We start from the raw sequence: 24,454 nt of genomic DNA, 5'->3' as shown, positions 1-24,454 counted from the left end.
TCCACCCTTTTCCCGCGATCTTTCTTCAGCAACCACAATGCCCACTTACCGTTCCAAAACCTCCACCGCCGGCCGCAACATGGCAGGTGCGCGCTCGCTGTGGCGCGCCACCGGCATGAAAGACGACGATTTCTCGAAGCCGATCATCGCGGTCGTCAACTCGTTCACGCAGTTCGTGCCCGGGCACGTGCACCTGAAGGATCTCGGCCAGCTCGTCGCGCGCGAGATCGAAGCCGCCGGCGGCGTCGCGAAGGAATTCAACACGATCGCGGTCGACGACGGCATCGCGATGGGCCACGACGGCATGCTGTATTCGCTGCCGAGCCGCGACATCATCGCCGACTCGGTCGAGTACATGGTGAACGCGCACTGCGCGGACGCAATGGTGTGCATCTCGAACTGCGACAAGATCACCCCGGGGATGCTGATGGCCGCGATGCGCCTGAACATTCCGGTGATCTTCGTGTCGGGCGGCCCGATGGAAGCCGGCAAGACGCGTCTCGCGAACCCGGTCACCAAGGCCATCGAAGTGAAGAAGCTCGACCTCGTCGACGCGATGGTGATCGCGGTCGATCCGTCGTATTCCGACGCCGAAGTCGCCGAAGTCGAACGCTCGGCCTGCCCGACCTGCGGTTCGTGCTCGGGCATGTTCACCGCGAACTCGATGAACTGCCTGACCGAAGCGCTCGGCCTGTCGCTGCCCGGCAACGGCACCGTGGTGGCCACGCACGCCGATCGCGAACAGCTGTTCAAGCGTGCCGGCCGCCGCATCGTCGAACTGACGCGCCAGCACTACGAGCAGGACGACGAACGCGTGCTGCCGCGCTCGGTCGGCTTCAAGGCGTTCGAAAACGCGATGACGCTCGACATCGCGATGGGCGGCTCGACCAACACGATCCTGCACCTGCTGGCGATCGCGCAGGAAGCCGGCATCGACTTCACGATGAAGGACATCGACCGCCTGTCGCGCGTCGTGCCGCAGCTGTGCAAGGTCGCGCCGAACACGAACAAGTACCACATCGAGGACGTGCATCGCGCCGGCGGCATCATGGCGATCCTCGGCGAGCTCGACCGCGCCGGCAAGCTGCACACCGACGTGCCGACCATCCACGCGCCGACGCTGAAGGACGCGCTCGACCAGTGGGACATCGTCCGCACGCAGGACGAAGCGGTCCGCACGTTCTACCAGGCCGGCCCGGCCGGCATCCCGACGCAGGTCGCGTTCAGCCAGAACACGCGCTGGCCGAGCCTCGACCTCGATCGGGCCGAAGGCTGCATCCGCTCGTACGAGCATGCGTTCTCGAAGGAAGGCGGCCTCGCCGTATTGACGGGCAACATCGCACTCGACGGCTGCGTGGTGAAGACGGCCGGCGTCGACGAGAGCATCCTCGTGCTCGAAGGCACGGCGCATGTGACCGAATCGCAGGATGAGGCAGTCGAAAACATCCTGAACGACAAGGTCAAGGCCGGCGACGTGGTGATCGTGCGCTACGAAGGCCCGAAGGGCGGCCCCGGCATGCAGGAAATGCTCTACCCGACCAGCTACATCAAGTCGAAGGGCCTCGGCAAGGCCTGCGCGCTGCTGACGGACGGCCGCTTCTCGGGCGGTACGTCGGGCCTGTCGATCGGTCACTGCTCGCCGGAAGCGGCAGCAGGCGGCGCGATCGGCCTCGTGCGCGACGGCGACAAGATCCGCATCGACATCCCGAACCGCACGATCAACGTGCTGGTGTCGGACGAGGAACTGGCGCGCCGCCGCGAGGAGCAGAACGCGAAGGGCTGGAAGCCGGCGCAGCCGCGTCCGCGCAAGGTGTCCGCCGCACTGAAGGCGTACGCGAAACTGGTCATGTCGGCCGACAAGGGCGCCGTGCGCGACCTGTCGCTGCTCGACGACTGACGCAAAGGGCGCATGCCGGCGATCGGTTGCCGGCCACGCAACCGACCGCAAGCCCGAATCGAAAGCCGCTCTCCGGAGCGGCTTTTTTTCGTCCGGCGCACGGGGAGATCCGCGGCGCCGGCGACGTCAATGACGGAATTCCTCGGGGCCGCCACCGCCCCCGCCGCCTCCGCCGCCGTGGTTACCGCCGCCGTTTCCGCCGCCTTGAGGCCGCGCGTAACCGCCGCCGCCCCCGCCTCCCTGGCGCACCGGCGGCGGCATCGGCCGCGCCTCGCCACCCGGCGCGGGCTGCGGGCGCACCACGGCCGGCGGCGGGTTGGCGGGACGCGCGTTGCCCGCGCCTCCCGGCATCGGTGAAGGCGCCGGCGCTGCCGGTGGCGGTGTGCGAATCGCGCCGTTCCAGCCGCCGCGTGCGGCCGACGGCCGCGCGTCGTGCACGGGCGGCGGGCCGCCCGGCGCACCCTGCATCGGCCCGCCCGGCTGCGGACGGCCTTGTCCCGGCGGCATGCCGCCGGGGCCGAGCCGCGGCTCCGGACGATGCGCCCAGCGATCGCGGTCGTGGTACCACGGCCGGTGCCGGTAATAGCGATCCCAGTACGCGGCGATCGCGAATCCCGTCACCGGGACCCCGATGATCGCGCCGTATTCGAGCAACGGTACGTAGCTGCCCTGGTACGGATATTCGAGCAACTGCGCATCGATCCAGCCGCGCACGCCCGGCAGCGCGACGTCGCACCACGAGTAATCGCTCAGGCAGCCGAATACGTCCAGCGCGGTATCGGGCGGGATCTGCGCGACCACCGGATAATCGGGCGCCGGCCCGGCAAACAGCTCGGCCGGCGAATTCGTGTAAGCGCTGCTCTGCGCGTCGGCCATGCCCGGCGCGGCCGCCAGGCCCACCAGGACGACGCACAGGCTGCGGACAAACGTATTTCTCATGATGCTCTCCCGCGCGGTGCCGCCGCGCGCCGGCCGATGCCGATCAGTGCCGATGGCCGCCGCCCCAGTGGCCGCCACCCCAATGCCCGCCGCCCCACGGACGATGCCAGTAGCCGCCGCGCCCGCCCCAGTATCCGCCGCCGCCCCAGCGGCCCCAGAAGCCGATCGTGACGGGTGGCCCGTACCAGCCCGGGTAATACGCGGGGGCGTAGTATGGATACGGCGCCGGCACATAGGCCGGCGCGACATATACCGGCGCCGGCGCTTCGACGTAGTCCGGGGTGGCTGGTACCGTGGAAGGGGCCGGACCGGGCGTGGCCGGCGCAACCGGAATTTCACGCTGTGACACCGTCGCGGGCGCCGGTGCGTAATAAGGCGCATAACCGTACGGGCTCGTGTAGTAGCAGCCGCCGAGCGTCAGCGCGGCCAGCGCGATGACGGCAGGCCTCGCGGCGGGAATCGGGTTCATCTCGTGCTCCGGCAGAATCCGCGCGCCGCCGCCGGGCGCGCGCCTGACTCTAGCTTACGTCCCCTGCAGATTTCCGCGCGTATGATCGGTTACTTTTTGTTTCCTGGCCCGGATGGCGCGGGCACGCGGTGTGCTGCTCGTCCGCGGCGCCCACGTTGAAGTTGGCGCAAATGCCCTCAACTTGAACGATGTCAGGCTGACCGGCGCGGACGAGCGTTCGCGAGCAACCGGCCACCGCAAACCGGCGAGCTTCGGCCCGCCCCGACAGGAACGCGGCTCGCGCCGCCATCGACATGACTACGCCACGCCCCACTTCCCGGGCGGACACACCGCTCGATCCGATCATCCAGTTGCTGGCGCTTGCCGGCGAACAGGGTTATCTGACACACGCCGACCTCGTCGACGCGCTGCCGCCCGAAAGCGACAGCCCCGATGCGCTCGACGTCGTGCGCGCCGCGCTTGCCGACATCGGCATCGCCGTGCTCGACGAGCCGGCCGCGCCCGCACCGTTCGCCGCCGCGGCGCCGGTCGACGTCGATCGCGACACGCTCGACGAAGGCCGGGCCATGCTCGGCGAACTCGCACGCGGCACGAGTGCGTCGACCGATCCGCTCGCGCTCTACATGCGGCGCATGCAGGCGGTGCCGCTGCTGACGCGCGAAGGCGAAATCGTGCTCGCCCGCGAAATCGAGACGGGGCGCCATCAGGTGCTGCACGCGATCGCGGGGTATCCGGCGGCGGTCGACGCGCTGCTTGCGCGCCACCGGGCAACGGGTGCGGCGGCTGCCACCGGCACGACTGAGGACGAAGACGGCGACACGTCCGAACCCGCCCGCTACGACGTGCTGCAGGCAGCCGTCTCGACGTTGCGCGACGCGTTGCACGCGCATGGCTTCCGTTCCGACGCCTATCGCGACGCGCGCAACGCCATGGCCGCCCTGCTCGGTTCGCTGCCATGGGCGGCCCCGGCCATCGACGACGCCAGCCGCGCCGTGCACGCGCTCGCGACCGCGCCGCACGACGCCGCGACGGGCGAAGCCGCCCGCTTCGACGCGGTCGCGCGGCGGGCATTGGGGGCCGCGCTGCGCGACGGCCAGCAGAAAGTGCGCGACGCGACGCGCGCGATGCTCGAGGCAAACCTGCGGCTCGTGCTGTCGATCGCGCGCAAGCACATGAACCGCGGCGTCGACCTGTCCGATCTCGTGCAGGACGGTTGCCTCGGCCTGATGCGCGCGATCGAGAAGTTCGAATACCGGCGCGGGTTCAAGTTCTCGACCTATGCGACCTGGTGGATTCGTCAGGCGATCACGCGTGCCGTTGCCGATCGCTCGCGCACGATCCGCGTGCCGGTACACGTCGGCGACCAGTACCAGCGCGTGCAGCGGCATGCGCTGCGCTTTCGCCAGCGCACGGGCCGGCGGGCGACGCCTGCCGAGCTCGCGGCCGAAACCGGCCTGGCCGAGGACAAACTGCGCGCGGTGCTCGCCCTGCCGGCCGAACCGGTGTCGCTCGACACGCCGCTGCCCGACGCGGACACCGGGCTCGTGGAACTGATCGAGGATCAAACCTCGGCCAGCCCGTTCGAGCGACTGGCCGACACCCGCATGCGCGACTGCGTGCGGTCGCTGCTCCGGTCGGTCACGCCGGCCGAGGCCGACGTGCTGAGCCGGCGGTTCGGCCTCGGCGGCGCCGAGCCCGATACGTACGACGCGATCGCGCAGGACGCGGGCATGTCGCGCGAACGCGTGCGGCAGATCGAGAAACGGGCGCTCGCCGCGCTGCGCACGGCAGCCGAGGCCGAGAACGCGCAGTCGTTCCTCGACGCGTAAGCGCACCCGCGCCGCACGGTCGTGCCGCCAACCGGCACGACCGTGCGCTTCGCGCATGTGCTACGTTTGCCATTGACGTGCATCAAGTTTTCTTCGTCGCGTGCCGCGACAATGGTGGAAAAGGCCGACCGGCGCATCGTTCGCCGCGTCCATTCCGTTTGAGCTTCCCCAGGTCCCTCGCCATGCAGACGACCGCCAGCCAAACGTTCGAGGAAAACCGCCACATCGCGACCTGCCTGCGCGAGGCCGCGCAGCGGCTGGCCGACCAGGGCGCGAATCCTTACCGGGTCGCCGCCTACCGCGCGTCGGCCGAGACGGTCGAGGCGCTCGACCGCGATATCCGCACCGTGTTCGAATCCGGCGGCATCGACGCGCTCGGCGCGCTGCCCGAAATCGGCACGGGCGTCGCGCAGGCGATCGCCGAGTTGCTGGTGACGGGCCGCTGGCGCCAGCTCGACCGGCTGTGCGGCGACGCCCAGCGCGCGTCCGCGTTCGAAGCCGTGCCGGGCATCGGCCATGCGCTCGCGCTGCGCATCCACGACCTGCTGCACATCGATACGCTCGAGGAACTCGAACGCGCGGCTCGCAACGGCCAGCTCGAAACGATCGCGGGGGTCGGCCCGCGGCGCGCGGCCGGCATCCGCACCGCGCTCGACGACGTGCTGAGCCGGCGCCGGCGCTGGCAGGGTCACATGCAACATGCCGGCCCCGGCACGGAGCCGCCCGTCGAACTGCTGCTCTATATCGACCGCCAGTACCGCCACAAGGCGGCCGCCGGCATGCTGCCGACGCTCGCGCACCGGCGCCTGAACGCGGACGGCTATGTGCCGCCGCCGGTGATGCACATGACCAAGGGCGGCTGGCATTTCACCGCGCTGAGCCTGCATGCCGCGATGCGCACGCCGGAGGCCGACCGCCCGACGGACTGGGTCTCGCTCTATTTCTACGACGCCGTGCAGCGCGAGCACCAGCGCACCGTCTTCACCGAAACGTACGGCTCGCTCGTCGGCAAGCGCATCGTGCGCGGACGCGAGATGGAATGCCGCGTGTATTACGCGGGATGAGTCAGTCGTCCGAGGTTTCGTCGACGTCGAACGCCACGTCGAGCACGGACGCGATCTCGCGACAGGCACGGATGAGCGCGCGTGACCGGCGTTCGGCATGTGCCACGCCGAGATCGAACCACGTCGAATGCGTGACGTATGCGCCGACCGCTCCCCGTTTCGGCACGTCGAACCGGAACGTCACCATGTAGTCGCCGTTCCAGCGAACCGGCATCACCATCGTGAGTCGCAGCCCCGTGATCGCACCGTGGCGAAACCGGAAGCTGTCGTCGCCCACGCGAAACCCCGACCACGCGCCGTCGTCCGACACGAACACGGTCAGCGTTTCGTCCGCCGGCGGCGACAGGCCGTCCGCCGGCGCCAGTTCGGCCGCCCGCACCATCGCCGCGCCCGAACCGTCGCGCCCCGCCTCGACTTCCACGAACGCTTCGATCGCCTGCTTCGCCTTGTCGTAGAAACGACGCGCGACGCCGCTGTGCGCGGCGCCGGCAATCAGAACCAGTTGCTTGAATCGCGCATGCTCGCCGTATCGAAGCTGCACGCCGGGCGCGTCGCCCGCCTCGTCTTCGGGCTCGGCCTCGCGGCCATCGGCGGGTTCGGCCGGTACGGTCGCCCCAGGCTGCCCGCCGGCCCCACGCCGCCGTTTCACCGCCGCGGCGCCCCACGTCAGCAGCATGGTCTGCGCCGCCAGCACCCCCGCCATCGTCGCGCACCCCGCGAGAAACCCGTAATGCGGCCCGACCTTCGATGCCGCATACGCGGCCGGAAGCACATAAAGCACAAGCAATGGCACGAGCAATATCGACACGCGGCAACCCCGTTGTTTTCCGTGTTCGTTTTCGACTTTCGGCCGGACTGCGACTGCCACCCGCGCATCGCGCGCGCTCACGGCCTACGCACCGTCCGTCTTCGTGCGACGCGCCGGATGACGATGCGCGGCGATGCGCAGCAGCTTCCGGAACGACGGACATTCGAGGTGGCTCGGCGCCGGGCACACGGCCGCGTGCCGCAGCATGTCGCGCACGGCGCCGAGACGGCGGATCGTGCGGTCGAGTTCGTCGGCCTTGCCGTCGAGCTTCGCGCGATCGATCGCGGGCTGGCCGTCCGTGCCGACCATCGCGAGGATGTCGTCGAGCGAGAAACCGGCCTCGCGGCCGAGCGCGATCAGTGCCAGACGCTCCAGCACCGATTCGTCGTATTGCCGCCGCAGCCCGTGCCGGCCGACCGGAACGATCAACCCTTTTTCCTCGTAGTAGCGCAGCGTCGACGCGGGCAATCCCGAGCGCCGCGCCACCTCGGCAATGTCCAGACAGCTCATGCTTGACCTCAAGTGAACTTGAAGTTGCAAGATAGTGACTCGACTACGCGAACGCAAGCCGGAAACGCCATGAAACCGCCCCGTATTGCGCCGCGCCACGCAGCGGCCATCGTACGGGGCGGGTCCCTGGGTCGCGGTGTTCGCGCTCGCGGTGCCGGTCCGTTGAACACCCGGCATGACACGAGCCGCGCCGGGTAGCGCTCGCTCAGCCGGCCGCCGGTGCGCCCGAACGGGCGCCCGCGTCACTCCCCGCCGCAATCGATCAGGTTGTGACGCACGCGTCCGAGCAGCCGCACCAGCGTATCGCGCTCGTCGGACGTGAAGCCGCGCAGCCCGTCGTCGGCGACGGTATCGCCCACTTCGAGCATCTGCGGAAAGATCTCCCGCGCCTTGTCGGTCAACCGGATCACGAACGCGCGGCGGTCGTCGTCGTTCGCGATGCGTTCGATCCAGCCGTAGCTTTCCATCCGGTCGAGCAGGCGCGTCAGCGAGATCGGCGTGATCTCGAGCCATTCGGCCAGCCGCGCCTGGTTCATCTCGCCCTTCCACGTCAGGTACGCGAGCACGCGGCTTTGTGCCCGCGTCAGCCCGATGCGCTTCGCGCGCCGGTCGAACAGGCGTCCGTTCAGGCGAGCCACGTCGGCGATCAGGTAACCGATCCGGTTCTCGTAAGTCTTGTCCATCCGCCGATTATAGGGTCAAGCCGCCGGCGGGCCGCGGCTCGCTCCCAGGCGATAAGTGGCTTTATAATAAGCATGCTTATAATTTGAACCATACCGGATCGCCGCCCACGGCGATCGCCCGACGGAGACACCCGCTTGAACCCCGCCGCCGACGCCCCCGCCTCGCCCGCCCTGAACCGGCCGATGCTGACCCTGTCGATCATGCTCGCCACGCTGATCCAGACCCTCGACAGCACGATCGCGAACGTCGCGCTGCCGCACATGCAGGGCACGCTGTCCGCGTCGCAGGACGAAATCACGTGGGTGCTGACCTCCTACATCGTCGCCGCGGCGATCGCGACGCCGCTCACCGGCTGGCTGTCCGACCGGTTGAGCGTCAAGCGGCTGCTGATCGTGTCGATCGCGGGTTTCACGGTGGCGTCGGCGCTGTGCGGGCTGTCCGAGACGCTCGTGCAGATCGTCGGCGCGCGGCTGCTGCAGGGCGTGTTCGGCGCCGCGCTGGTGCCGCTGTCGCAGTCGATCCTGCTCGACATCAACCCGCGCGAGAAACAAGGCCAGGCGATGGCGATCTGGGGGATGGGCGTGATGGTCGGCCCGATCCTCGGCCCGACGCTCGGCGGCTGGCTCACGGACAGCTACAACTGGCGCTGGGTGTTCTTCATCAACGTGCCGATCGGCGCGTTCGCGCTCGCCGGCGTGATGACCTTCCTGCCGGCACGCGCGCCGCGCCCGCACGTGAAATTCGATGCGTTCGGCTTCGCGACGCTGGCGCTCGCGATCGGCGCGTTCCAGGCCATGCTCGACCGCGGCGAACAGCTCGACTGGTTCGGTTCGTACGAGATCCGCATCGAGGCGCTCGTCGCGGCGCTCAGCTTCGCGTTCTTCCTCGTGCATACGGCGACCGTCGGCAAGGCATCGTTCTTCAAGTCGGAGCTGCTGCGCGACCCGAACTTCGCGACGGGTACGCTGTTCATCTTCGTCGTCGGCGCGGTGTTGTACGCGACGCGCGCCCTGCTGCCGCCGATGCTGCAGAACCTGATGGGCTACCCGGTCGCGACGACGGGCCTCGTCACCGCGCCGAGCGGCGCCGGCACGATGATCGCGATGCTGCTCGTCGGCAGGCTGCTGAAATACGTGGATGCACGGATGCTGCTGCTCGCGGGGCTCGCGATTTCCGCGCTCGCGCTATGGCAGATGATGCAGTACACGGTCGTGCTGTCCGAATCGGACATCGTGTGGCCGGGCGTGGTCCAGGGCTTCGGGCTGGGGCTCGTGTTCGTGCCGCTGAGCGCGCTGTCGTTCTCGACGCTGCCGCCGGAGTTGCGCGCGGACGGCACGGCCACCTACAGCCTGATGCGCAACATCGGCAGCAGTATCGGCATCTCGATCGTGCAGACGCTGATGACGCGCAACACGCAGGTCGCGCATGCCGACCTCGCGACCCACATCACGCCGTTCGACCCGGCCGTGCAGGCGCTGGCCGGCAGCCGCCTCGACATCGCGCTGCTCGATCGCACGATCAACCAGCAGGCGGCGATGATCGCTTACCTGAACGACTTCAAGCTGATGTTCGTGGCGACGCTGCTGATGATCCCGCTGTTGCTGCTGATCCGCCCGCCGCAGAAAACGGCGAGCGTCGACGTCGCGCACGCGGCGATGGACTGACGGGCGCGCATGCGCCCGTCCGACGCCGCGTCAGACCTTCATCGTGCCGGTCCGCACGTAGCGCTCGTGCCACGACAGCGCCTCGGCGAGCAGGTGCGGCGTGTGCTTGCCGAAGCTCTCGCGCGACGCGCGCTCGAAGTAGTCCTCGAGCATCGGCCGGTAGTCGGGATGCGCGCAGGTCGCGATGATCTTGCGCGCGCGCTGCTTCGGCGACAGGCCGCGCAGGTCGGCCAGGCCCTGCTCGGTGACGACCACCGCGACGTCGTGCTCGGTATGGTCGACGTGGCTCGCCATCGGCACGATCCGCGAGATCGCGCCGCCCTTCGCGGTGCTCGCCGACATGAAGCACGACAGATAGCCATTGCGCGCGAAGTCGCCCGAGCCGCCGATACCGTTCTGGATCTTCGTGCCCATCACGTGCGTCGAGTTCACGTTGCCGTAGATGTCGGCCTCGATCATCCCGTTCATCGCGATGCAGCCGAGGCGGCGCACGAGCTCCGGATGGTTGCTGATCTCCTGCGGGCGCAGCACGATCTTTTCGCGGAACGTCGCGATTTCGTCGGCGAAGCGCTGCACGGCGGCCGGGCTCAGCGACAACGCGGTGGCCGACGCGAAGCTCAACGTGCCGTCGTCGAGCAGGTCGAGCATGCCGTCCTGGATCACTTCGGTATAGGCCGTCAGGTTCGAGAAGCCGGCCGAGCTGAGCTCCGCGAGCACCGCGTTCGTAATGTTGCCGACGCCCGACTGCAGCGGCAGCAGGTTTTCCGGCAGGCGGCCGCGCTTCACTTCGTGGCGCAGGAAGTCGATCAGTTGCAGCGCGATCTGCTTCGACGTCGCGTCCGGCGCGGAGAACGCATTGCTGCGATCGGGCGCGTCGGTCTCGACGATCGCGACGATCTTGTCGGCCGGGCAGCGCAGGTACGGCTCGCCGATGCGGTCGTCGCTCTTCGTCAGCGGAATCGGCTTGCGATGCGGCGGCAGCGCGGTGCCGTAATAGATGTCGTGCATCCCGTCAAGGCCGAGCGGCTGGCGCGCATTCACCTCGAGGATCACGTGCTTCGCGCGTTCGAGCCAGGTCTTGTTGTTGCCGATCGACGCGGACGGGATCAGCAGCCCGTCCTCGCGGATGCCCGCGACCTCGACGATCGCGACGTCGAGATCGCCGTACAGCCCGAACCATGCGTACTGCGCGACGTGGCTCAGGTGGACGTCCTGGTAATCGACTTCGCCGCCGTTGATCTTGTCGCGCAGCGTCGGGTCGGACTGGTAAGGCAGCCGCATCGAGATGCCGTTGGTGCGGGCGAGCGCGCCGTCGAGTTCGGGCGCGGTCGACGCGCCGGTCAGCACGTTGATCCGGAAGTCCTCGCCGCGCGCGTGCGCCGCGTCGATATGGGCGGCAAGCGCGGCCGGGACGGCCTTCGGATAGCCCGAACCGGTGAAGCCGCTCATGGCGACGGTCATGCCGGGACGGATCAGCGCGGCGGCTTCGTCGGCGGTGCGGACGAGCGAACGCAGGGCGGGAGCGAGGATGCGTGATGAAGACATGGCAGGTTTCTGACGCTGGGGTCTGTCGTTGACGTCGCGGGGGGTGTCTCCTGAGCGACATGAAGCCCTTGGGGCCGCGCGGGGCGGCCGGCACCACAGGCATGGCCGGAGTATCGCAGAGGCCGTCGCCGCGAAATGTCCGCTGGATGCAAAAGATCCTTACCGAATATGCCGGGTATCGAACGACCGTTCTGTGACAGTCGATCCGCGCCTCCCGATGCACCCGAAAGGTGCGCGAAAGCATCGGAGCGAATGGCCGGACGACGATCGCCAACCGTCGCGCATCAATCGGCGGATTTCCATTGCAATTCGCCGCCCGACATCGGCAATGGCCGATGAAGTCGCGGCGCGGCCGATTGTCGCCCGACGATGCTTTGCCGGACCTGACGCACGTCAACGTCGCATGCGCTGCGCACGGCTCGCCGCCGCGCGCGAAAATCTCCGCCGCATCGGCCCGCGAGGCCCGCCCGTCCTTGACAGCGGCGTGACGCGAACCACACTGGAAGACGGGCCCGGCGACGCCGCCTGCCATCCCGATCGGCCGCCCTGTCGCGCATCCGGCTTCGGCGGGCCGATACGTGCAAGACGCGGTAACACTCCCGCATGTCAGGACATTGATCGAATAAAAAGCAACAAATTACAATTCCGTATATATTTCGCCGATGGACCAAAGAAAAACCGCCACACGCGCCGAGCCCCCCCCCTGCCACGCACCTGGGATGCGCGGCTCGCGCGCTCGCTTGTCCGACCGCTCGTCGATACGCCGGTCACCCCGAATCACCTGACTACCCTTCGTCTGCTGATCGGCCTCGCCGGTGCCTGGTGCCTTGCGCACGGCGGCTTCGGCTGGAGCAATGCCGGCGCGTTCCTGATCGTGCTGTCGAACTTCGTCGACCACACCGACGGCGAACTCGCGCGCATCAGCGGCAAGTCCAGCATGATCGGTCATTTTTACGATCTCGCGGCCGATGCGCTCGTCACGGTCGCGCTGTTCGTCAGCATGGGGCTCGGCATCGTCGCCCAGGGCGGCCAGATGGCCGCGTCGCCGGTGCTGCTGGGCGCGGTGGCCGGTGCGGCCGTCGCGCTGATCTTCTTCCTGCGCATGCGGATCGAATCGATCGCCGGCAAGGCCGGCACCAAGCAGGCGTTCGCAGGCGGCTTCGAAACCGAAGACGTGCTGTACCTGCTGCCGATCGTGACGCTCGTCGACGGCGTCGAGCCGTTCCTGCTCGCGGCATCGATCGGCGCCCCGCTGTTCGCCGCATGGGTCGTGATCGACTGGTGGCGCATCGTCCGCCGTGGCAACGCTCCGCAGAATTCAACCGAAATCCAGGCTTCCAAATGACTCCTAGCACGCGCGACGACTCCGTGCTGAGCCCGGCACGCCCCGCGCCCGTGCGCGCGGCCGCGGCCGACCCCGATCGCACCGTGGCCGACCGCGTCGGCCGGCTCGACCTCGACCGCCTGCGCGGCGACTACACGCGCCAGGGCTCGTTCCTGTACCTCGACACGTTCCTGCCCGCCGACGCGCACGCGAAACTCGCGAGCGCCGCCCGCGCGATGCAGGCCGGCCTGAACCGCAATTACCTGCCCGGCCACAAGCAGGGCGGCAGCGTGAGCCGTCATACGATCGACGAGCAGGCGCCGTACATCGCCGAGCTCTATCGCTCGAAGGCGCTGATCGGCTTCCTCGAGAAAGTCACGGGCGACAAGCTGATGCTGTCGCCGGACGACGATCCGCACGCGTACGCGCTGTATTACTACACGAAGCCCGGCGACCACATCGGCTGGCATTACGACACGTCGTACTACGATGGCCGTCGCTACACGCTGCTGATCGGCGTGATCGACGAATCGTCGTGCCGGCTCGACTACGAGCTGCACACGCGCAACCCGGACGTCGCCGACGAACCGGGCTCGGTGCAGATCGCCGACGGCGGCATCGTGCTGTTCGACGGCGACAAGCTGCGTCACCGCATCACGCCGCTCGGCCAGAACGAGATGCGCGTGTCGCTCACGTTCGAATACGTGACGAACCCCGGCATGCGGCCGTGGAAGCGCTTCATCTCGAACATGAAGGACGCGATCGCGTATTTCGGTTTCCGCCAGGTGTTCAAGCAACTGGCGACGCGACGCACGACCGGGTCATGACGCGCGCGGGCCTCATCCTGCTGTCCCTCGGGACCGCACTCTTCATTGCACTCCTTGCCTGGCAGGGCATCGGCGCGGTCGCGTCCACGTTCCTCGCGGCCGGCTGGGGTCTCGCGCTCGTCGCGGCGTTCCATGTCGTGCCGCTCGTGATCGATGCGACGGCGATCTCCGCCATGTTCCGCCGCGGGCAGCCCGGTGCCGATCTCGGCAACGCGCTGCGCGCGCGCTGGGTCGGCGAATCGGTCAACAGCCTGCTGCCCGCCGGGCAGATCGGCGGCCCCGTGCTGATGGTGCGCCACCTCGCGCAGCGCGGCACGCGAATGGCCGACGCGGCGGCGGCCGTAACCGTCAGCACGACGATGCAGGCGCTTGCCCAAATGGCCTTCGCGTTGATCGGCGTCGCCGCATTCAGCCTGTATGCGACGCACGAGTCGGTCGCGCACCTGCGCACGCCCGCGCTGATCGCGACCGGCGTGCTCGGCGCGCTTGCGTTGCTGTTCTACGCGGCGCAGCGGCGCGGGCTGTTCGGCCGCGGCCTGCGCCTCGCGTCGAAGCTGCTCGGCCCGCGCGACTGGTCGTCGCTGGCCACGCGCGCCGATGCGATCGACGACGCGGTCGGCGCGCTGTACCGCGATCGCGCGAAGGTCGCGAAGACGTTCGCGCTGAGCCTCGTCGGCTGGATCGTCGGCACCGCGGAAGTGTGGCTCGCCCTGCACTTCCTCGGGCACCCGGTGAGCTGGCTCGACGCGCTGCTGCTGGAAAGCGTCGGCCAGGCGATCCGCGGCGCGGCCTTCGCGATCCCCGGCTCGCTCGGTGCGCAGGAAGGCGGCTACCTGCTGCTCGCCCCGCTGGTCGGACTGCCGCCCGACGCGGCGCTCGCGCTGTCGCTCGCGAAGCGCGCGCGCGAACTCGCGCTCGGCCTGCCCGGGCTGCTCTATCTGCATTTCAGTGAAAGAAACTGGCAGCGGCGCCGTGCGCCGCAGCCGCTCGCCGACTGATCGTTCAGATCGCCGGCTTTTTGGTTGGAGAACCCATGCGAGCCATCATTCTTGCGGCAGGCCTCGGCTTGCGCCTGCAACAACCGCCCGAAGCGCAGTTCCCGAAGTGCCTGCTGCGCTTCGACGACGTGTCGCTGCTCGAGCGCCATCTGCGCGTACTCGACGCCGCGGGCGTCGACGAGATCGTGCTCGGGCTCGGCTTTCAGCACGAGAAGGTCGAGCAGGAAATGAAGCGCCTCGGCCGCCAGGCCGAGATCGTGATCAACGACCGCTACGACCTCGGCAGCGTGCTGACCGTGCATACCGTCGCCGATGCGATGACGCGCGGCGGCGACGTGCTGCTGATGGACGCGGACGTGCTGTACGACGAGAACATCCTGCATGCGCTGGTGGCCGATGCCGACCAGGCGGTCGACCGCCTGCTGATCGACCGCGACTTCGAGGCCGGCGACGAGCCCGTCAAGCTGTGCCTGAAGAACGGCGTGCCGGTCGAACTGCGCAAGCAGCTCGCGGTCGACCTCGACTACGACACGATCGGCGAATCGGTCGGCTTCTTCCGCTTCACCGAAGGCACCGCCCGCCGCCTCGCGACGATCGTCGCGGGTTACGTCGACAGCGGCCGCGCGAACCTGCCGCACGAGGAAGCCGTGCGCGACCTGCTGCTCGAAGGCGGCCATTCGTTCGACGTGGCCGACGTCACCGGCTCGCCGTGGATCGAGATCGACTTCCCGAACGACGTCGCCCGCGCGACCCAAGACATCCTCCCCCTGATTCAACGCACGACCGCAGGAGCCGCACGATGAACGCACGCGAACCCAACTTCACCGAATCGCGCAGCGCGCGCCTGCGCCGCATGCTCGTCAGCAGCGACCTCGAATTCCTGATGGAAGCGCACAACGGCCTGTCCGCGCGCATCGTCCGCGAAGCCGGCTTCAAGGGGATCTGGGCGTCGGGCCTCGCGATCTCCGCGCAGTTCGGCGTGCGCGACAACAACGAAGCGAGCTGGACGCAGGTCGTCGACGTGCTCGAATTCATGGCCGACGCGAGCGACCTGCCGATCCTGCTCGACGGCGACACCGGCTACGGCAACTTCAACAACGTGCGCCGCCTCGTGAAGAAGCTCGAACAGCGCGGCATCGCGGGCGTGTGCATCGAGGACAAGCAGTTCCCGAAGACGAACAGCTTCATCGGCGGCGAGCGCCAGCCGCTCGCGGAAATCGACGAGTTCTGCGGCAAGATCAAGGCCGGCAAGGATTCGCAGACCGATCCCGACTTCTCGATCGTCGCGCGCGTCGAGGCGCTGATCGCCGGCTGGGGTATGGACGAGGCGCTGCGCCGCGCGAACGCGTATGCGGAAGCCGGCGCCGACGCGATCCTGATCCACAGCAAGCTGTCGCGCCCGGACGAGATCCTGCAGTTCGCGCGCGAATGGAGCGGCAAGGCGCCGCTCGTGATCGTGCCGACCAAGTACTACAGCACGCCGACCGACGTGTTCCGCCAGGCCGGCATCAGCACCGTGATCTGGGCGAATCATCTGATCCGCGCGTCGGCATCCGCGATGCAGGCGACCGCGCGCGAGATCCACGAAAGCGAAACGCTGATCAACGTCGAGGACCGCGTGGCATCGGTCAACGAGATCTTCCGCCTGCAGGACGCCGACGAGTACTCGGCGGCCGAGCGTATCTACCTGTCGTCGTCGTCGCGCGCGTCGAATGCCGCGATCGTGCTCGCCGCGAGCCGCGGCAAGGGCCTCGAAGCCGTGACCGAAGACAAGCCGAAGGTCATGCTGCCGGTCGCCGGCAAGCCGCTGCTGCGCTGGCTCGTCGACGGCTTCAAGACGCACGGCGTGAACGACATCACCGTGGTTGGCGGCTATCGCGCCGATGCGATCGATACGTCGGGCATCAAGCTCGTCGTCAACGAGCGCCACGCGCAGACCGGCGAGCTCGCGTCGCTCGCCTGCGCGGCCGAACGCCTGACGGGCGACACCGTGATCTCGTACGGCGACCTGCTGTTCCGCAGCTACATCGTGCGCGACCTCGCGGAGAGCGAGGCCGAGTTCAGCGTGGTGGTCGATTCGTCGCTCACCGAGACCAATCAGAGCGTGCGCGACTTCGCCCTCTGCTCGGCCGCCGACGATCGCGGCCTGTTCGGCCAGAAGACCTACCTGCAGCGCGTGTCGAGCGACGTTGCCGCGGGCACGCCGCACGGCCGCTGGATCGGCCTGCTGAACGTGCGCGGCGCCGGTGTCGAGCGCCTGAAGGCGATGCTCGCGACGCTGCAGGCGCGCCCTGATTTCGACACGCTCGACATTCCGTCGCTGCTCAACGAACTGATCGCCGCCGGCGAGAAGATTGAGGTGCAGTACGTGCACGGCCACTGGCGCGGGGTCAACGACCTCGAGGACTTCCGCCGCGCGGGCGACTTCGCGCACGGCCAGACGCCGCTGTCCGAACCGGGCGCCGGCAACGGGGGCGCGCAATGATCGAAGCGGCCCAGTTCGTCGAGGCCGCGCGCGAACGCGGCTTCGACTGGTACGCGGGCGTGCCCTGCTCGTACCTGACGCCGTTCATCAACTACGTGCTGCAGGACCCGACGCTGAACTACGTGTCGGCCGCGAACGAAGGCGACGCGGTCGCGCTGATCGCGGGCGCGACGCTCGGCGGCAAGCGCGGGATCGCGATGATGCAGAACTCGGGGCTCGGCAACGCGGTGAGCCCGCTCACGTCGCTGACCTGGACGTTCCGCCTGCCGCAGCTGCTGATCGTCACGTGGCGCGGCCAGCCGGGCGTCGCCGACGAGCCGCAGCATGCGCTGATGGGCCCGATCACGCCCGCGATGCTCGACACGATGGAGATTCCGTGGGAGACGTTCCCGACCGACCCCGAACAGGTCGGCCCGGCACTCGACCGCGCGATCGCGCACATGGACGCGACGGGCCGCCCGTACGCGCTCGTGATGCAGAAAGGCAGCGTCGCGCCGTATGAACTGAAGGCGAACCCGGCCGCCAAGCCGCGCGCGCATGTCGCCGCGCAATCGTCGTCGCGCGCCGTGTCGGCCGATGCATGGCCGACCCGTCACGACGCGCTGCGGCGCGTGATCGCGCACACGCCGGTCGATTCGACCGTCGTGCTCGCGTCGACCGGCTTCTGCGGCCGCGAACTCTACGCGCTCGACGATCGCCCGAACCAGTTGTACATGGTCGGCTCGATGGGCTGCGTGACGCCGCTCGCGCTCGGCCTCGCGCTCGCGCGCCCCGACCTGCGCGTGGTCGCCGTCGACGGCGACGGCGCCGCGCTGATGCGCATGGGCGTGTTCGCGACGCTCGGCACCTACGGCCCGGCCAACCTCACGCACGTGCTGCTCGACAACGGCGCGCACGAATCGACGGGCGGCCAGGCAACCGTATCGCAGCATGTGTCGTTCGCGGGCGTCGCGGCCGCATGCGGCTATGCGTCGGCGCTCGAAGGCGACACGCTCGACGTGCTCGATGCGACGCTGGCCGCATCGGGCGACGGCGCCCAGTTCGTGCGCGTCGCGATCCGCACGGGCGTGCCCGACGGCCTGCCCCGCCCGACCGTCACGCCGGTCGAGGTCAAGACCCGTCTGATGCGGCACATCGGCGCCACGCAGACCGAAGCACACGTTGAAGGAGCCCATTGATGCTGCTGCTGAACCCCGGCCCGGTCACGCTCACCGAGCGCGTGCGCCGCAGCCTGCTGCAACCCGATCTGTGCCACCGCGAAAGCGAATTCTTCGATCTGCAGGATGAGGCGCGTGCGCGCCTCGTCGCCGCGTACGAACTCGACCCGGCCGAATGGACGGCCGTGCTGATGACGGGCTCGGGCACGGCGGCCGTCGAAAGCATGATCGCGGCGCTCGTGCCGCAGGACGGCAAGCTGCTCGTGATCGAGAACGGCGTGTACGGCGAGCGGATCACGCAGATCGCGACGCAGTACGGCATCGCGCACGACGTGCTGAAGCATGAATGGATGCAGGCCCCGGATCCCGCGCAGATTGCCGCGCGCCTCGACGCGGGCGGCTACACGCACGTCGCGGTGATCCATCACGAAACGACGACGGGCCGCCTGAACGACCTCGGCGCGATCGCGGAAGTCTGCCGCGCGCGCGGCGTGAAGATGCTCGTCGACGGCGTCAGCAGCTTCGGCGCGGAAGCGATCGACTTCGCCGGTGGCGACATCGATGCGGTTGCCGCGACCGCAAACAAGTGCCTGCACGGGGTGCCTGGCGCGGCGTTCGTGATCGTGCGACGCCGCGCGCTCGCGAAGGCTGCAAGCCGTACTTACTATCTCGATCTCGGCCGTCTCGCGAAGCTGCAGGATCAGCGGAACACGCCGTTTACGCCGTCCGTGCATGCGTACTATGCGCTCGTCGAGGCGCTGCGCGAATTTGATGAAGCCGGCGGCTGGCGTGCGCGCCATGCGCATTACAAGGCGCTCGCCGATCAGGCGCAGGCCGGGCTCGCTGCGCGCGGGATGCCGCTGGTGCTGCCGGAAGGCGCGTCGTCGGTCGTGCTGCGCGCGTATCGGCTGCCGCAAGGCGTCACGTACGAAGCGCTGCACGACGGGCTGAAGGCGCGCGGCTTCGTGATTTACGCGGGGCAAGGCGGGTTGTCGAAGGAACTGTTCCGGATCTCGACGATGGGCGCGATTCAGGCGGCTGACGTCGAGCGGTTGCTGGAAGGGTTTACGGCGCTGACGCGTTAAACGGCCGCCCTTTCTCGTCGATCGAAGGCCCGCAAGGGCCTTTTTTCTGGTTCGAGGAATTCCACGGGTGTCGTGCGTCGACCCATCTCGGTCGTACGACGCCGGCCGCTTCCAAAGCACCGCCCCCTCCCGTCGAAAGGAGGGCGAGGACGCCAAACGGCCAGCACCGATGCAACCCTTTGTCATTGGTGCAGGAACTCCAGCACCATCCGGTTGAATCGCTCCGCGTGCTCCCATTGCGCCCAGTGCCCGCAGCGCCCGAACACGGTCAGATCGGCGTTCGGCATCCCCCAAACGAGCCGCAGCCCGACATCCATGGGCACGAAACGGTCATCGCGTCCCCAGATCACGAGCGCCGGCGCCTGAATCTCGTTCAGTCGGTGACCGTAGTCCGGAAACTGCTTCGGATTGGCCGCCAGACTCTTCACGAAATTCTCGAGATGATCGCGCCGCGCGAGCATATTATCGAGCCGCGTCTGCATCAGCTCTTCGGTCATCGTGCTCGCGTCGTAGACGAACACATTGAGCATCTTCTTCAGGTTCTCGAGCGTCGGGGCGCGATACAACCCTTGCAGCAGCTTGATGCCTTCGGTCGGCATCGGCACAAACTGGCTCGGACCGCCCGTGCCGCCGCCCATCAGCACCAGCTTGCCGACGCACTCGGGATACGACAGCGCGAAGGCCACCGCGCTATGCCCGCCCATCGAGTTGCCGACGAGATGCGCGCGCTCGACGCCGAGCGCATCCAGCACGCCCTTCAGCACGCGCGCGTTGAGGTCGGAGCGAGAGCCGGTACAGACGATCGAGTCGCTCTTGCCCCAGCCGGGACAGTCGACGAGGATCACGCGATAACCCGCATTCGCGAACGCGTCCACATTGCGATGGAAGTTCGCCCAGCCGCTCGCGCCCGGACCGGAGCCGTGCAGCAGAACGAGCGCTTGCCCGCCCGCGCCGGTGTCGTTGTAGTGCACACGCAGTTCCCTGCCGCCTTCCATCACGTTCATGTACTTGCTGGTCGCGGCTTCGGTATGAATCACGGTGTCAGTCATGTCGATGTCCTTCGTCAGATCGATTCGGTTCCAAGGGTGTGCGAGCCGTTGGTCGACTCGCGCGGAGATTTCGCGACCACGGTGAGCGCACCGAGCGCCGCGATCACGATGAGCGGAATGCTCGAGATCACGAGCATCGACGCGCTCTGGCCTAACGCCAGCAGTTGCCCGGCGATCAGCGGGCCGACCATCGATCCCACCCGGCCAACGGCCACCGCCGCGCCGACACCCGTGCCGCGCACGCGCGTCGGATACGTTGCACCGGCGAGCGCATACAGCACCGACTGCGTGCCGACGAGAAACAGCCCCGCCAGCAGGCCGCCCCATGCCATCGACACGCTGCCCGTCGCGCTGGCGAGCGCCAGTAACGCAGTCGCGATGCCCGTGTACATGCCGACCACGACCGGCCGCTTGCCAATGCGATCCATCAACCCCGCGATCACGATTGCGCCGACGCCACCGCCGATGTTGAACATCATCTGCACGATGCTCGCCTGTACCGGCGTGAGGCCGCGCGAGAGCACCATCGATGGCAGCCAGTTCATCAGGAAGTACAGCACGATCAGCGTCCCCAGATAGCTGATCCACAGCGAGAGGGTCGTCGCCGCGCGCCCGTCACTGAAGAGCGCGCGCACGATGCCGTCCTTCGACTCGCGGGTCGCGCCCCGGCTTGCCGCGACGAAGTACGTCGACTCCTTCAGGAAAATCGCCAGCAGCGGCAAGGTCAGCAGCGGCCCGATCCCGCCGACATAGAAGATGTGCCGCCAGCCCTCGGCGCCCGGGCTGACGATGCCGATCACTGCCGCGAGCGCCGCACCGAACGGCATGCCGCAGTACATCGCACCGACCGCCGTGCTGCGTCGCCCGGGCGCCGCCGCTTCCGCGCACAGCGCGATCAGGTTCGGCATCGCGGCGCCCAGGCCGAGGCCCGTGAGAAAACGCGCGATGAGCAGGCTCTGCAGATCCCACACCTGAGTCGTTGCAATCGAAAATATCCCGAACAGCGCGACCGACATCATCAGCACGCGCTTGCGGCCAATGCGATCCGCGAGCCTGCCGCCAATCGCCGCACCCGGCAACAGGCCGAGCGCGCCGATGCCGAATGCCCAGCCGAGCTGCGCGACGGCGAGATGGAACTCGTGTGCCATGCGCGGCGCGGCGACGCCGGTGGATTGCAGGTCGAGACCCTCGAGGAGGGCAACCGCGAGGCACAGCCCGATGGTGATGGCGCCGCCGGCACGCGGGGGAGAAGCCGTTGACGTTTTCATTGATGTCTCCAGGTTGAACGATGCGGCGCTCTTCACGGCGCCTGGCATACGCGTGTGGTTCAGGCGCTGGCTTCGCGCTTCTTCAGATCGAGCGCAACGTCGACGATCATGTCTTCCTGACCGCCCACCATGCGTCGCTTGCCCAGTTCGACGAGAATGTCGACCGCTTTCAGGCCGTACTTCTTCGCCGCGATTTCGGCATGCCGCAGGAAGCTCGAATACACGCCCGCATAGCCGAGCGCGAGCGTTTCGCGGTCCACGCGCACCGGCCGGTCCTGCAACGGGCGCACGAGATCGTCGGCCGCGTCGAGCAGGCGATATAGATCGGTGCCGTGATGCCAGCCAAGGCGCTCGGCCGCCGCGACGAACACTTCGAGCGGGGCATTGCCCGCACCCGCCCCCATGCCCGCCAGACTCGCATCGATGCGGTCGCAGCCCTCCTCGACCGCAACGATCGAGTTGGCCACGCCGAGGCTCAGGTTGTGATGGGCATGCATGCCCGTGTGGGTCTCGGGGCGAAGCACGGCCTTGAGCGCCTTGAAGCGCGCACGAATGTCGTGCATGTTCATCGCGCCGCCCGAATCGACCACGTACACGCAGGTCGCGCCATAGCTTTCCATCTTCCTCGCCTCAATCGCGAGGTGGTCAGGCGTGGTCATGTGGCTCATCATCAGAAAGCCGACGGTGTCCATGCCGAGGCTGCGCGCATACTCGATGTGCTGCTTCGAAATGTCCGCTTCCGTGCAATGGGTCGCGACACGGACGACACGCGCGCCCGCGTCGTACGCGGCCTTCAGGTCGTGGATCGTGCCGATGCCGGGCAGCAGCAGTGTCGCGATTTTCGCGTGCTTGACCACATCGGCCACCACCTCGATCCATTCCAGATCACTGTGCGCGCCGAAGCCATAGTTGAAGCTCGAACCCTGCAGGCCGTCACCGTGTGCGACCTCGATGCTGTCGACCTTCGCCTCGTCCAGCGCGCGGGCAATGTCCTGCACGTTCCGAATCGAATACTGATGACGGATCGCGTGCATGCCGTCGCGCAGCGTCACGTCGGAGATATAGAGTTTCTTGTCCATGATCGGGTGCTCCCTGCTTCAGGCGTTCACAACCGACGCGGCCATGCGTTCGGCCGTTGCCAGCGCGGCGGAAGTCATGATGTCGAGATTGCCCGCGTAGGCCGGCAGATAATGGGCCGCGCCTTCCACTTCGATGAAGATCGAGGTCTTCAGTCCGCTGAAATGGCCGAGTCCGGGAATATGCAACGGCGCGTCGGAGGGGATGTCGTCGAACTGCACGGACTGCTTCAGGCGATAGCCGGGCACATAGGACTGGATGGCAGCGGCCATCTCGCCAACCGACGTTTCGATCAGCGCCCGGTCTGCCGCCTCGGACAGCACATAGACCGTGTCGCGCATCATCAGCGGAGGCTCGGCCGGGTTGAGCACGATGATCGCCTTGCCCTTGCCGGCGCGGCCGACCGCTTCGATCGCCTTCGACGTCGTCTCCGTGAACTCGTCGATGTTGGCGCGCGTGCCGGGTCCTGCCGACTTGCTGCTGATCGATGCGACGATCTCCGCGTAATGCACCCTTGCGACCCGCGACACGGCGGCGACCATTGGAATCGTCGCCTGTCCGCCGCACGTGACCATGTTCACGTTCGGCGCATCGAGATGCGCGTCGAGGTTCACCACCGGTACGCAGTACGGGCCGATGGCGGCGGGCGTCAGGTCGATCACGCGAATGCCGGGCTTGAGCGCGCGCAGGAACGCGTCGTTCTTCACATGCGCGCCGGCCGACGTCGCATCGAACACGAAGTCGATCTCGTCGAACACGGGCAGGCGCGCCAGCCCTTCCACGCCTTCATGCGTCGTCGCCACCCCGAGCCTTGCGGCGCGCGCGAGGCCGTCCGAGGCAGGATCGATGCCGACCATCGCCGCGACTTCGAGATGCCTGCTGCGGCGCATGATCTTGATCATCAGGTCGGTGCCGATGTTGCCGGATCCGATGATCGCGGCTTTGCACCTGGTGTTCTCTGTTGCCATGGGAATGTCTCCGTCCGTCATTCGCTGAAACTGGCGCGCACACTGCCGAGCCCTTCGATATGCGCCGTATAAGTGCCGGCCGCCTTCACCGCGACCATCGGGCCAAGCGCGCCCGTCAGCACGATGTCGCCCGCGCGCAGCGGCGTGCCGAGTCGAACCATCCGGTCCGCGAGCCACGCCGCCGCATTCAGCGGATTGCCGAGGCACGCGCCGCCATTGCCGCGTGACAGGACTTCGCCGTCCTGCGTGAGCGTCATTGCACAAGCGGTCAGCTCGATATCGCGCAGCAGGACCGGGCGGCTGCCGAGCACGAACAGCGCGCTCGACGCGTTGTCCGCGACAGTGTCGAAAAACCGGATGTCCCAGTCGCGGATGCGACTGTCGACCACCTCGATCGCGGCCACCGCATACGCGGTCGCTGAAATCAGATCCGCGTAGGTGTGTTTTTCGGCGGTCAGGTCGCGTTCGAGCACGAGCGCGATCTCCGCTTCGACCTTCGGCTGAATCAACGAGGCGAGCGGCATCGGCTGGCTGTCGCCGTACGCCATCGACGCGAACAACGCGCCGAAGTCGGGCTGATCGACGCCAAGCTGCTTCTGCACCGCGGGCGAAGTCAGGCCGATCTTCCTGCCGACGACGCGCTCGCCGTTCGCCGTGCGCAAGTCGTTGTTGATCTGCTGGATCGCGTAGGCGAGTGTCGCGTCGCCTTCGGGACACGTCTCGCGCAGCGGCGCGATCGTCCGGCGCGAGGCCTGCGCTTCACGCAGGCGCGCGGCCATCGAAAGCATGCTGTTGTCATCCGACATG

Annotated in this window: 21 protein-coding genes and 1 pseudogene; 11 read left to right on the top strand and 11 right to left on the bottom strand. The window is 68.0% G+C overall.

Going from position 1 to position 24,454, the window contains the following annotated elements; all coding sequences use genetic code 11:
* The first annotated feature begins 37 nt into the window (after positions 1 to 37).
* Positions 38 to 1,897 (top strand): dihydroxy-acid dehydratase, encoded by a 1,860-nt coding sequence (ilvD, locus tag HWX00_RS24780; RefSeq protein WP_175028415.1) that lies wholly within the window; start codon positions 38 to 40, stop codon positions 1,895 to 1,897.
* Between the two features lie 126 nt (positions 1,898 to 2,023).
* Here the strand turns inward: ilvD and HWX00_RS24775 are convergent, their stop codons facing one another.
* Complete coding sequence (locus HWX00_RS24775) at positions 2,024 to 2,836, bottom strand: SH3 domain-containing protein (RefSeq protein WP_034191616.1); 813 nt, start codon at positions 2,834 to 2,836, stop codon at positions 2,024 to 2,026.
* 43 nt (positions 2,837 to 2,879) lie between these two features.
* Complete coding sequence (locus HWX00_RS24770; protein ID WP_034191617.1) at positions 2,880 to 3,305, bottom strand: hypothetical protein; 426 nt, start codon at positions 3,303 to 3,305, stop codon at positions 2,880 to 2,882.
* Positions 3,306 to 3,598: 293 nt separating this feature from the next.
* On the opposite strand from HWX00_RS24770, the gene HWX00_RS24765 reads away from it, so the two are divergent.
* Together HWX00_RS24765 and HWX00_RS24760 are read left to right on the top strand one after the other, a co-directional pair.
* Positions 3,599 to 5,134 carry a sigma-70 family RNA polymerase sigma factor gene (locus HWX00_RS24765; protein WP_175028983.1) on the top strand — a complete coding sequence of 512 codons (1,536 nt, stop codon included), beginning with the start codon at positions 3,599 to 3,601 and terminating at the stop codon, positions 5,132 to 5,134.
* A 182-nt stretch (positions 5,135 to 5,316) separates the two neighbouring features.
* The gene (locus HWX00_RS24760) at positions 5,317 to 6,198 is read left to right on the top strand and encodes a helix-hairpin-helix domain-containing protein (protein ID WP_069705274.1); all 882 of its coding nucleotides are present in this window, start codon (positions 5,317 to 5,319) and stop codon (positions 6,196 to 6,198) included.
* Between the two features lies 1 nt (position 6,199).
* Here HWX00_RS24760 and HWX00_RS24755 read toward each other — a convergent pair whose 3' ends face one another.
* From HWX00_RS24755 to HWX00_RS24745, 3 genes are all read right to left on the bottom strand, one after another.
* Positions 6,200 to 6,991 carry a hypothetical protein gene (locus tag HWX00_RS24755; RefSeq protein ID WP_175028982.1) on the bottom strand — a complete coding sequence of 264 codons (792 nt, stop codon included), beginning with the start codon at positions 6,989 to 6,991 and terminating at the stop codon, positions 6,200 to 6,202.
* A 99-nt stretch (positions 6,992 to 7,090) separates the two neighbouring features.
* Positions 7,091 to 7,516, bottom strand: a complete 426-nt coding sequence (locus HWX00_RS24750) for a helix-turn-helix domain-containing protein (RefSeq protein ID WP_175028981.1) — start codon at positions 7,514 to 7,516, stop codon at positions 7,091 to 7,093.
* A gap of 242 nt (positions 7,517 to 7,758) precedes the next feature.
* The gene (locus HWX00_RS24745) at positions 7,759 to 8,199 is read right to left on the bottom strand and encodes a MarR family winged helix-turn-helix transcriptional regulator (RefSeq protein ID WP_034191621.1); all 441 of its coding nucleotides are present in this window, start codon (positions 8,197 to 8,199) and stop codon (positions 7,759 to 7,761) included.
* Positions 8,200 to 8,334: 135 nt separating this feature from the next.
* On the opposite strand from HWX00_RS24745, the gene HWX00_RS24740 reads away from it, so the two are divergent.
* Complete coding sequence (locus HWX00_RS24740; protein WP_034191622.1) at positions 8,335 to 9,864, top strand: DHA2 family efflux MFS transporter permease subunit; 1,530 nt, start codon at positions 8,335 to 8,337, stop codon at positions 9,862 to 9,864.
* 30 nt (positions 9,865 to 9,894) lie between these two features.
* Here the strand turns inward: HWX00_RS24740 and HWX00_RS24735 are convergent, their stop codons facing one another.
* Positions 9,895 to 11,409 (bottom strand): acetyl-CoA hydrolase/transferase family protein, encoded by a 1,515-nt coding sequence (locus tag HWX00_RS24735; RefSeq protein ID WP_034191623.1) that lies wholly within the window; start codon positions 11,407 to 11,409, stop codon positions 9,895 to 9,897.
* A 662-nt stretch (positions 11,410 to 12,071) separates the two neighbouring features.
* On the opposite strand from HWX00_RS24735, the pseudogene HWX00_RS24730 reads away from it, so the two are divergent.
* From HWX00_RS24730 to HWX00_RS24700, 7 genes and pseudogenes are all read left to right on the top strand, one after another.
* Positions 12,072 to 12,754 (top strand): annotated as a pseudogene (locus tag HWX00_RS24730) (CDP-alcohol phosphatidyltransferase family protein).
* Complete coding sequence (locus tag HWX00_RS24725) at positions 12,751 to 13,560, top strand: HalD/BesD family halogenase (RefSeq protein ID WP_034191625.1); 810 nt, start codon at positions 12,751 to 12,753, stop codon at positions 13,558 to 13,560. The pseudogene HWX00_RS24730 and the gene HWX00_RS24725 overlap by 4 nt, the downstream one beginning before the upstream one ends.
* On the top strand, positions 13,557 to 14,558 hold the full coding sequence (locus HWX00_RS24720) for an HpnL family protein (protein ID WP_034191626.1): 1,002 nt from the start codon (positions 13,557 to 13,559) through the stop codon (positions 14,556 to 14,558). Before HWX00_RS24725 ends, HWX00_RS24720 begins: the two co-directional genes overlap by 4 nt.
* 35 nt (positions 14,559 to 14,593) lie before the next feature.
* The gene (locus HWX00_RS24715) at positions 14,594 to 15,361 is read left to right on the top strand and encodes a phosphocholine cytidylyltransferase family protein (RefSeq protein ID WP_175028980.1); all 768 of its coding nucleotides are present in this window, start codon (positions 14,594 to 14,596) and stop codon (positions 15,359 to 15,361) included.
* A complete protein-coding gene (gene aepX, locus HWX00_RS24710) occupies positions 15,358 to 17,043 on the top strand; it encodes a phosphoenolpyruvate mutase (protein WP_034191628.1) in 1,686 nt (561 codons plus the stop codon). The genes HWX00_RS24715 and aepX overlap by 4 nt, the downstream gene beginning before the upstream one ends.
* Complete coding sequence (gene aepY / locus HWX00_RS24705) at positions 17,040 to 18,221, top strand: phosphonopyruvate decarboxylase (protein ID WP_124669406.1); 1,182 nt, start codon at positions 17,040 to 17,042, stop codon at positions 18,219 to 18,221. Before aepX ends, aepY begins: the two co-directional genes overlap by 4 nt.
* Positions 18,221 to 19,285, top strand: a complete 1,065-nt coding sequence (locus HWX00_RS24700) for a 2-aminoethylphosphonate aminotransferase (RefSeq protein ID WP_059556412.1) — start codon at positions 18,221 to 18,223, stop codon at positions 19,283 to 19,285. Before aepY ends, HWX00_RS24700 begins: the two co-directional genes overlap by 1 nt.
* Before the next feature lie 182 nt (positions 19,286 to 19,467).
* Here the strand turns inward: HWX00_RS24700 and HWX00_RS24695 are convergent, their stop codons facing one another.
* Genes HWX00_RS24695 through mhpD form a run of 5 tightly spaced genes read right to left on the bottom strand, consistent with a single transcriptional unit; the run spans position 19,468 to position 24,453 of the window.
* Positions 19,468 to 20,334 (bottom strand): alpha/beta fold hydrolase, encoded by an 867-nt coding sequence (locus HWX00_RS24695; protein ID WP_175028979.1) that lies wholly within the window; start codon positions 20,332 to 20,334, stop codon positions 19,468 to 19,470.
* 14 nt (positions 20,335 to 20,348) lie between these two features.
* Complete coding sequence (gene mhpT / locus HWX00_RS24690; protein WP_034191632.1) at positions 20,349 to 21,602, bottom strand: 3-(3-hydroxy-phenyl)propionate transporter MhpT; 1,254 nt, start codon at positions 21,600 to 21,602, stop codon at positions 20,349 to 20,351.
* Between the two features lie 59 nt (positions 21,603 to 21,661).
* Entirely contained in the window at positions 21,662 to 22,684 is a 1,023-nt protein-coding gene (gene dmpG / locus HWX00_RS24685; protein ID WP_341773187.1) for a 4-hydroxy-2-oxovalerate aldolase, read from the bottom strand.
* A 15-nt stretch (positions 22,685 to 22,699) separates the two neighbouring features.
* Entirely contained in the window at positions 22,700 to 23,647 is a 948-nt protein-coding gene (locus tag HWX00_RS24680; RefSeq protein ID WP_034191634.1) for an acetaldehyde dehydrogenase (acetylating), read from the bottom strand.
* 17 nt (positions 23,648 to 23,664) lie between these two features.
* Positions 23,665 to 24,453 (bottom strand): 2-keto-4-pentenoate hydratase, encoded by a 789-nt coding sequence (gene mhpD, locus HWX00_RS24675; protein ID WP_059556408.1) that lies wholly within the window; start codon positions 24,451 to 24,453, stop codon positions 23,665 to 23,667.
* Between the last annotated feature and the right edge of the window lies 1 nt (position 24,454).

It is taken from the genome of Burkholderia seminalis DSM 23518 (assembly GCF_902832885.1).
In the GTDB taxonomy this organism is placed as follows: Bacteria; Pseudomonadota; Gammaproteobacteria; order Burkholderiales; family Burkholderiaceae; genus Burkholderia; species Burkholderia seminalis.
The sequence above is the reverse complement of the archived record's forward strand: the minus strand, read 5'-3'. Positions and strand labels throughout refer to the sequence as shown.

What these genes read in the sequence shown, in the direction of transcription:
- ilvD (WP_175028415.1), top strand. Translation starts at nt 38, where the DNA reads ATGCCCACTTACCGTTCCAAAACCTCCACCGCCGGCCGCAACATGGCA.
- HWX00_RS24775 (WP_034191616.1), bottom strand. Translation starts at nt 2,836, where the DNA reads ATGAGAAATACGTTTGTCCGCAGCCTGTGCGTCGTCCTGGTGGGCCTG.
- HWX00_RS24770 (WP_034191617.1), bottom strand. Translation starts at nt 3,305, where the DNA reads ATGAACCCGATTCCCGCCGCGAGGCCTGCCGTCATCGCGCTGGCCGCG.
- HWX00_RS24765 (WP_175028983.1), top strand. Translation starts at nt 3,599, where the DNA reads ATGACTACGCCACGCCCCACTTCCCGGGCGGACACACCGCTCGATCCG.
- HWX00_RS24760 (WP_069705274.1), top strand. Translation starts at nt 5,317, where the DNA reads ATGCAGACGACCGCCAGCCAAACGTTCGAGGAAAACCGCCACATCGCG.
- HWX00_RS24750 (WP_175028981.1), bottom strand. Translation starts at nt 7,516, where the DNA reads ATGAGCTGTCTGGACATTGCCGAGGTGGCGCGGCGCTCGGGATTGCCC.
- HWX00_RS24745 (WP_034191621.1), bottom strand. Translation starts at nt 8,199, where the DNA reads ATGGACAAGACTTACGAGAACCGGATCGGTTACCTGATCGCCGACGTG.
- HWX00_RS24735 (WP_034191623.1), bottom strand. Translation starts at nt 11,409, where the DNA reads ATGTCTTCATCACGCATCCTCGCTCCCGCCCTGCGTTCGCTCGTCCGC.
- HWX00_RS24725 (WP_034191625.1), top strand. Translation starts at nt 12,751, where the DNA reads ATGACTCCTAGCACGCGCGACGACTCCGTGCTGAGCCCGGCACGCCCC.
- HWX00_RS24720 (WP_034191626.1), top strand. Translation starts at nt 13,557, where the DNA reads ATGACGCGCGCGGGCCTCATCCTGCTGTCCCTCGGGACCGCACTCTTC.
- HWX00_RS24715 (WP_175028980.1), top strand. Translation starts at nt 14,594, where the DNA reads ATGCGAGCCATCATTCTTGCGGCAGGCCTCGGCTTGCGCCTGCAACAA.
- aepX (WP_034191628.1), top strand. Translation starts at nt 15,358, where the DNA reads ATGAACGCACGCGAACCCAACTTCACCGAATCGCGCAGCGCGCGCCTG.
- aepY (WP_124669406.1), top strand. Translation starts at nt 17,040, where the DNA reads ATGATCGAAGCGGCCCAGTTCGTCGAGGCCGCGCGCGAACGCGGCTTC.
- HWX00_RS24700 (WP_059556412.1), top strand. Translation starts at nt 18,221, where the DNA reads ATGCTGCTGCTGAACCCCGGCCCGGTCACGCTCACCGAGCGCGTGCGC.
- HWX00_RS24695 (WP_175028979.1), bottom strand. Translation starts at nt 20,334, where the DNA reads ATGACTGACACCGTGATTCATACCGAAGCCGCGACCAGCAAGTACATG.
- mhpT (WP_034191632.1), bottom strand. Translation starts at nt 21,602, where the DNA reads ATGAAAACGTCAACGGCTTCTCCCCCGCGTGCCGGCGGCGCCATCACC.
- HWX00_RS24680 (WP_034191634.1), bottom strand. Translation starts at nt 23,647, where the DNA reads ATGGCAACAGAGAACACCAGGTGCAAAGCCGCGATCATCGGATCCGGC.
- mhpD (WP_059556408.1), bottom strand. Translation starts at nt 24,453, where the DNA reads ATGTCGGATGACAACAGCATGCTTTCGATGGCCGCGCGCCTGCGTGAA.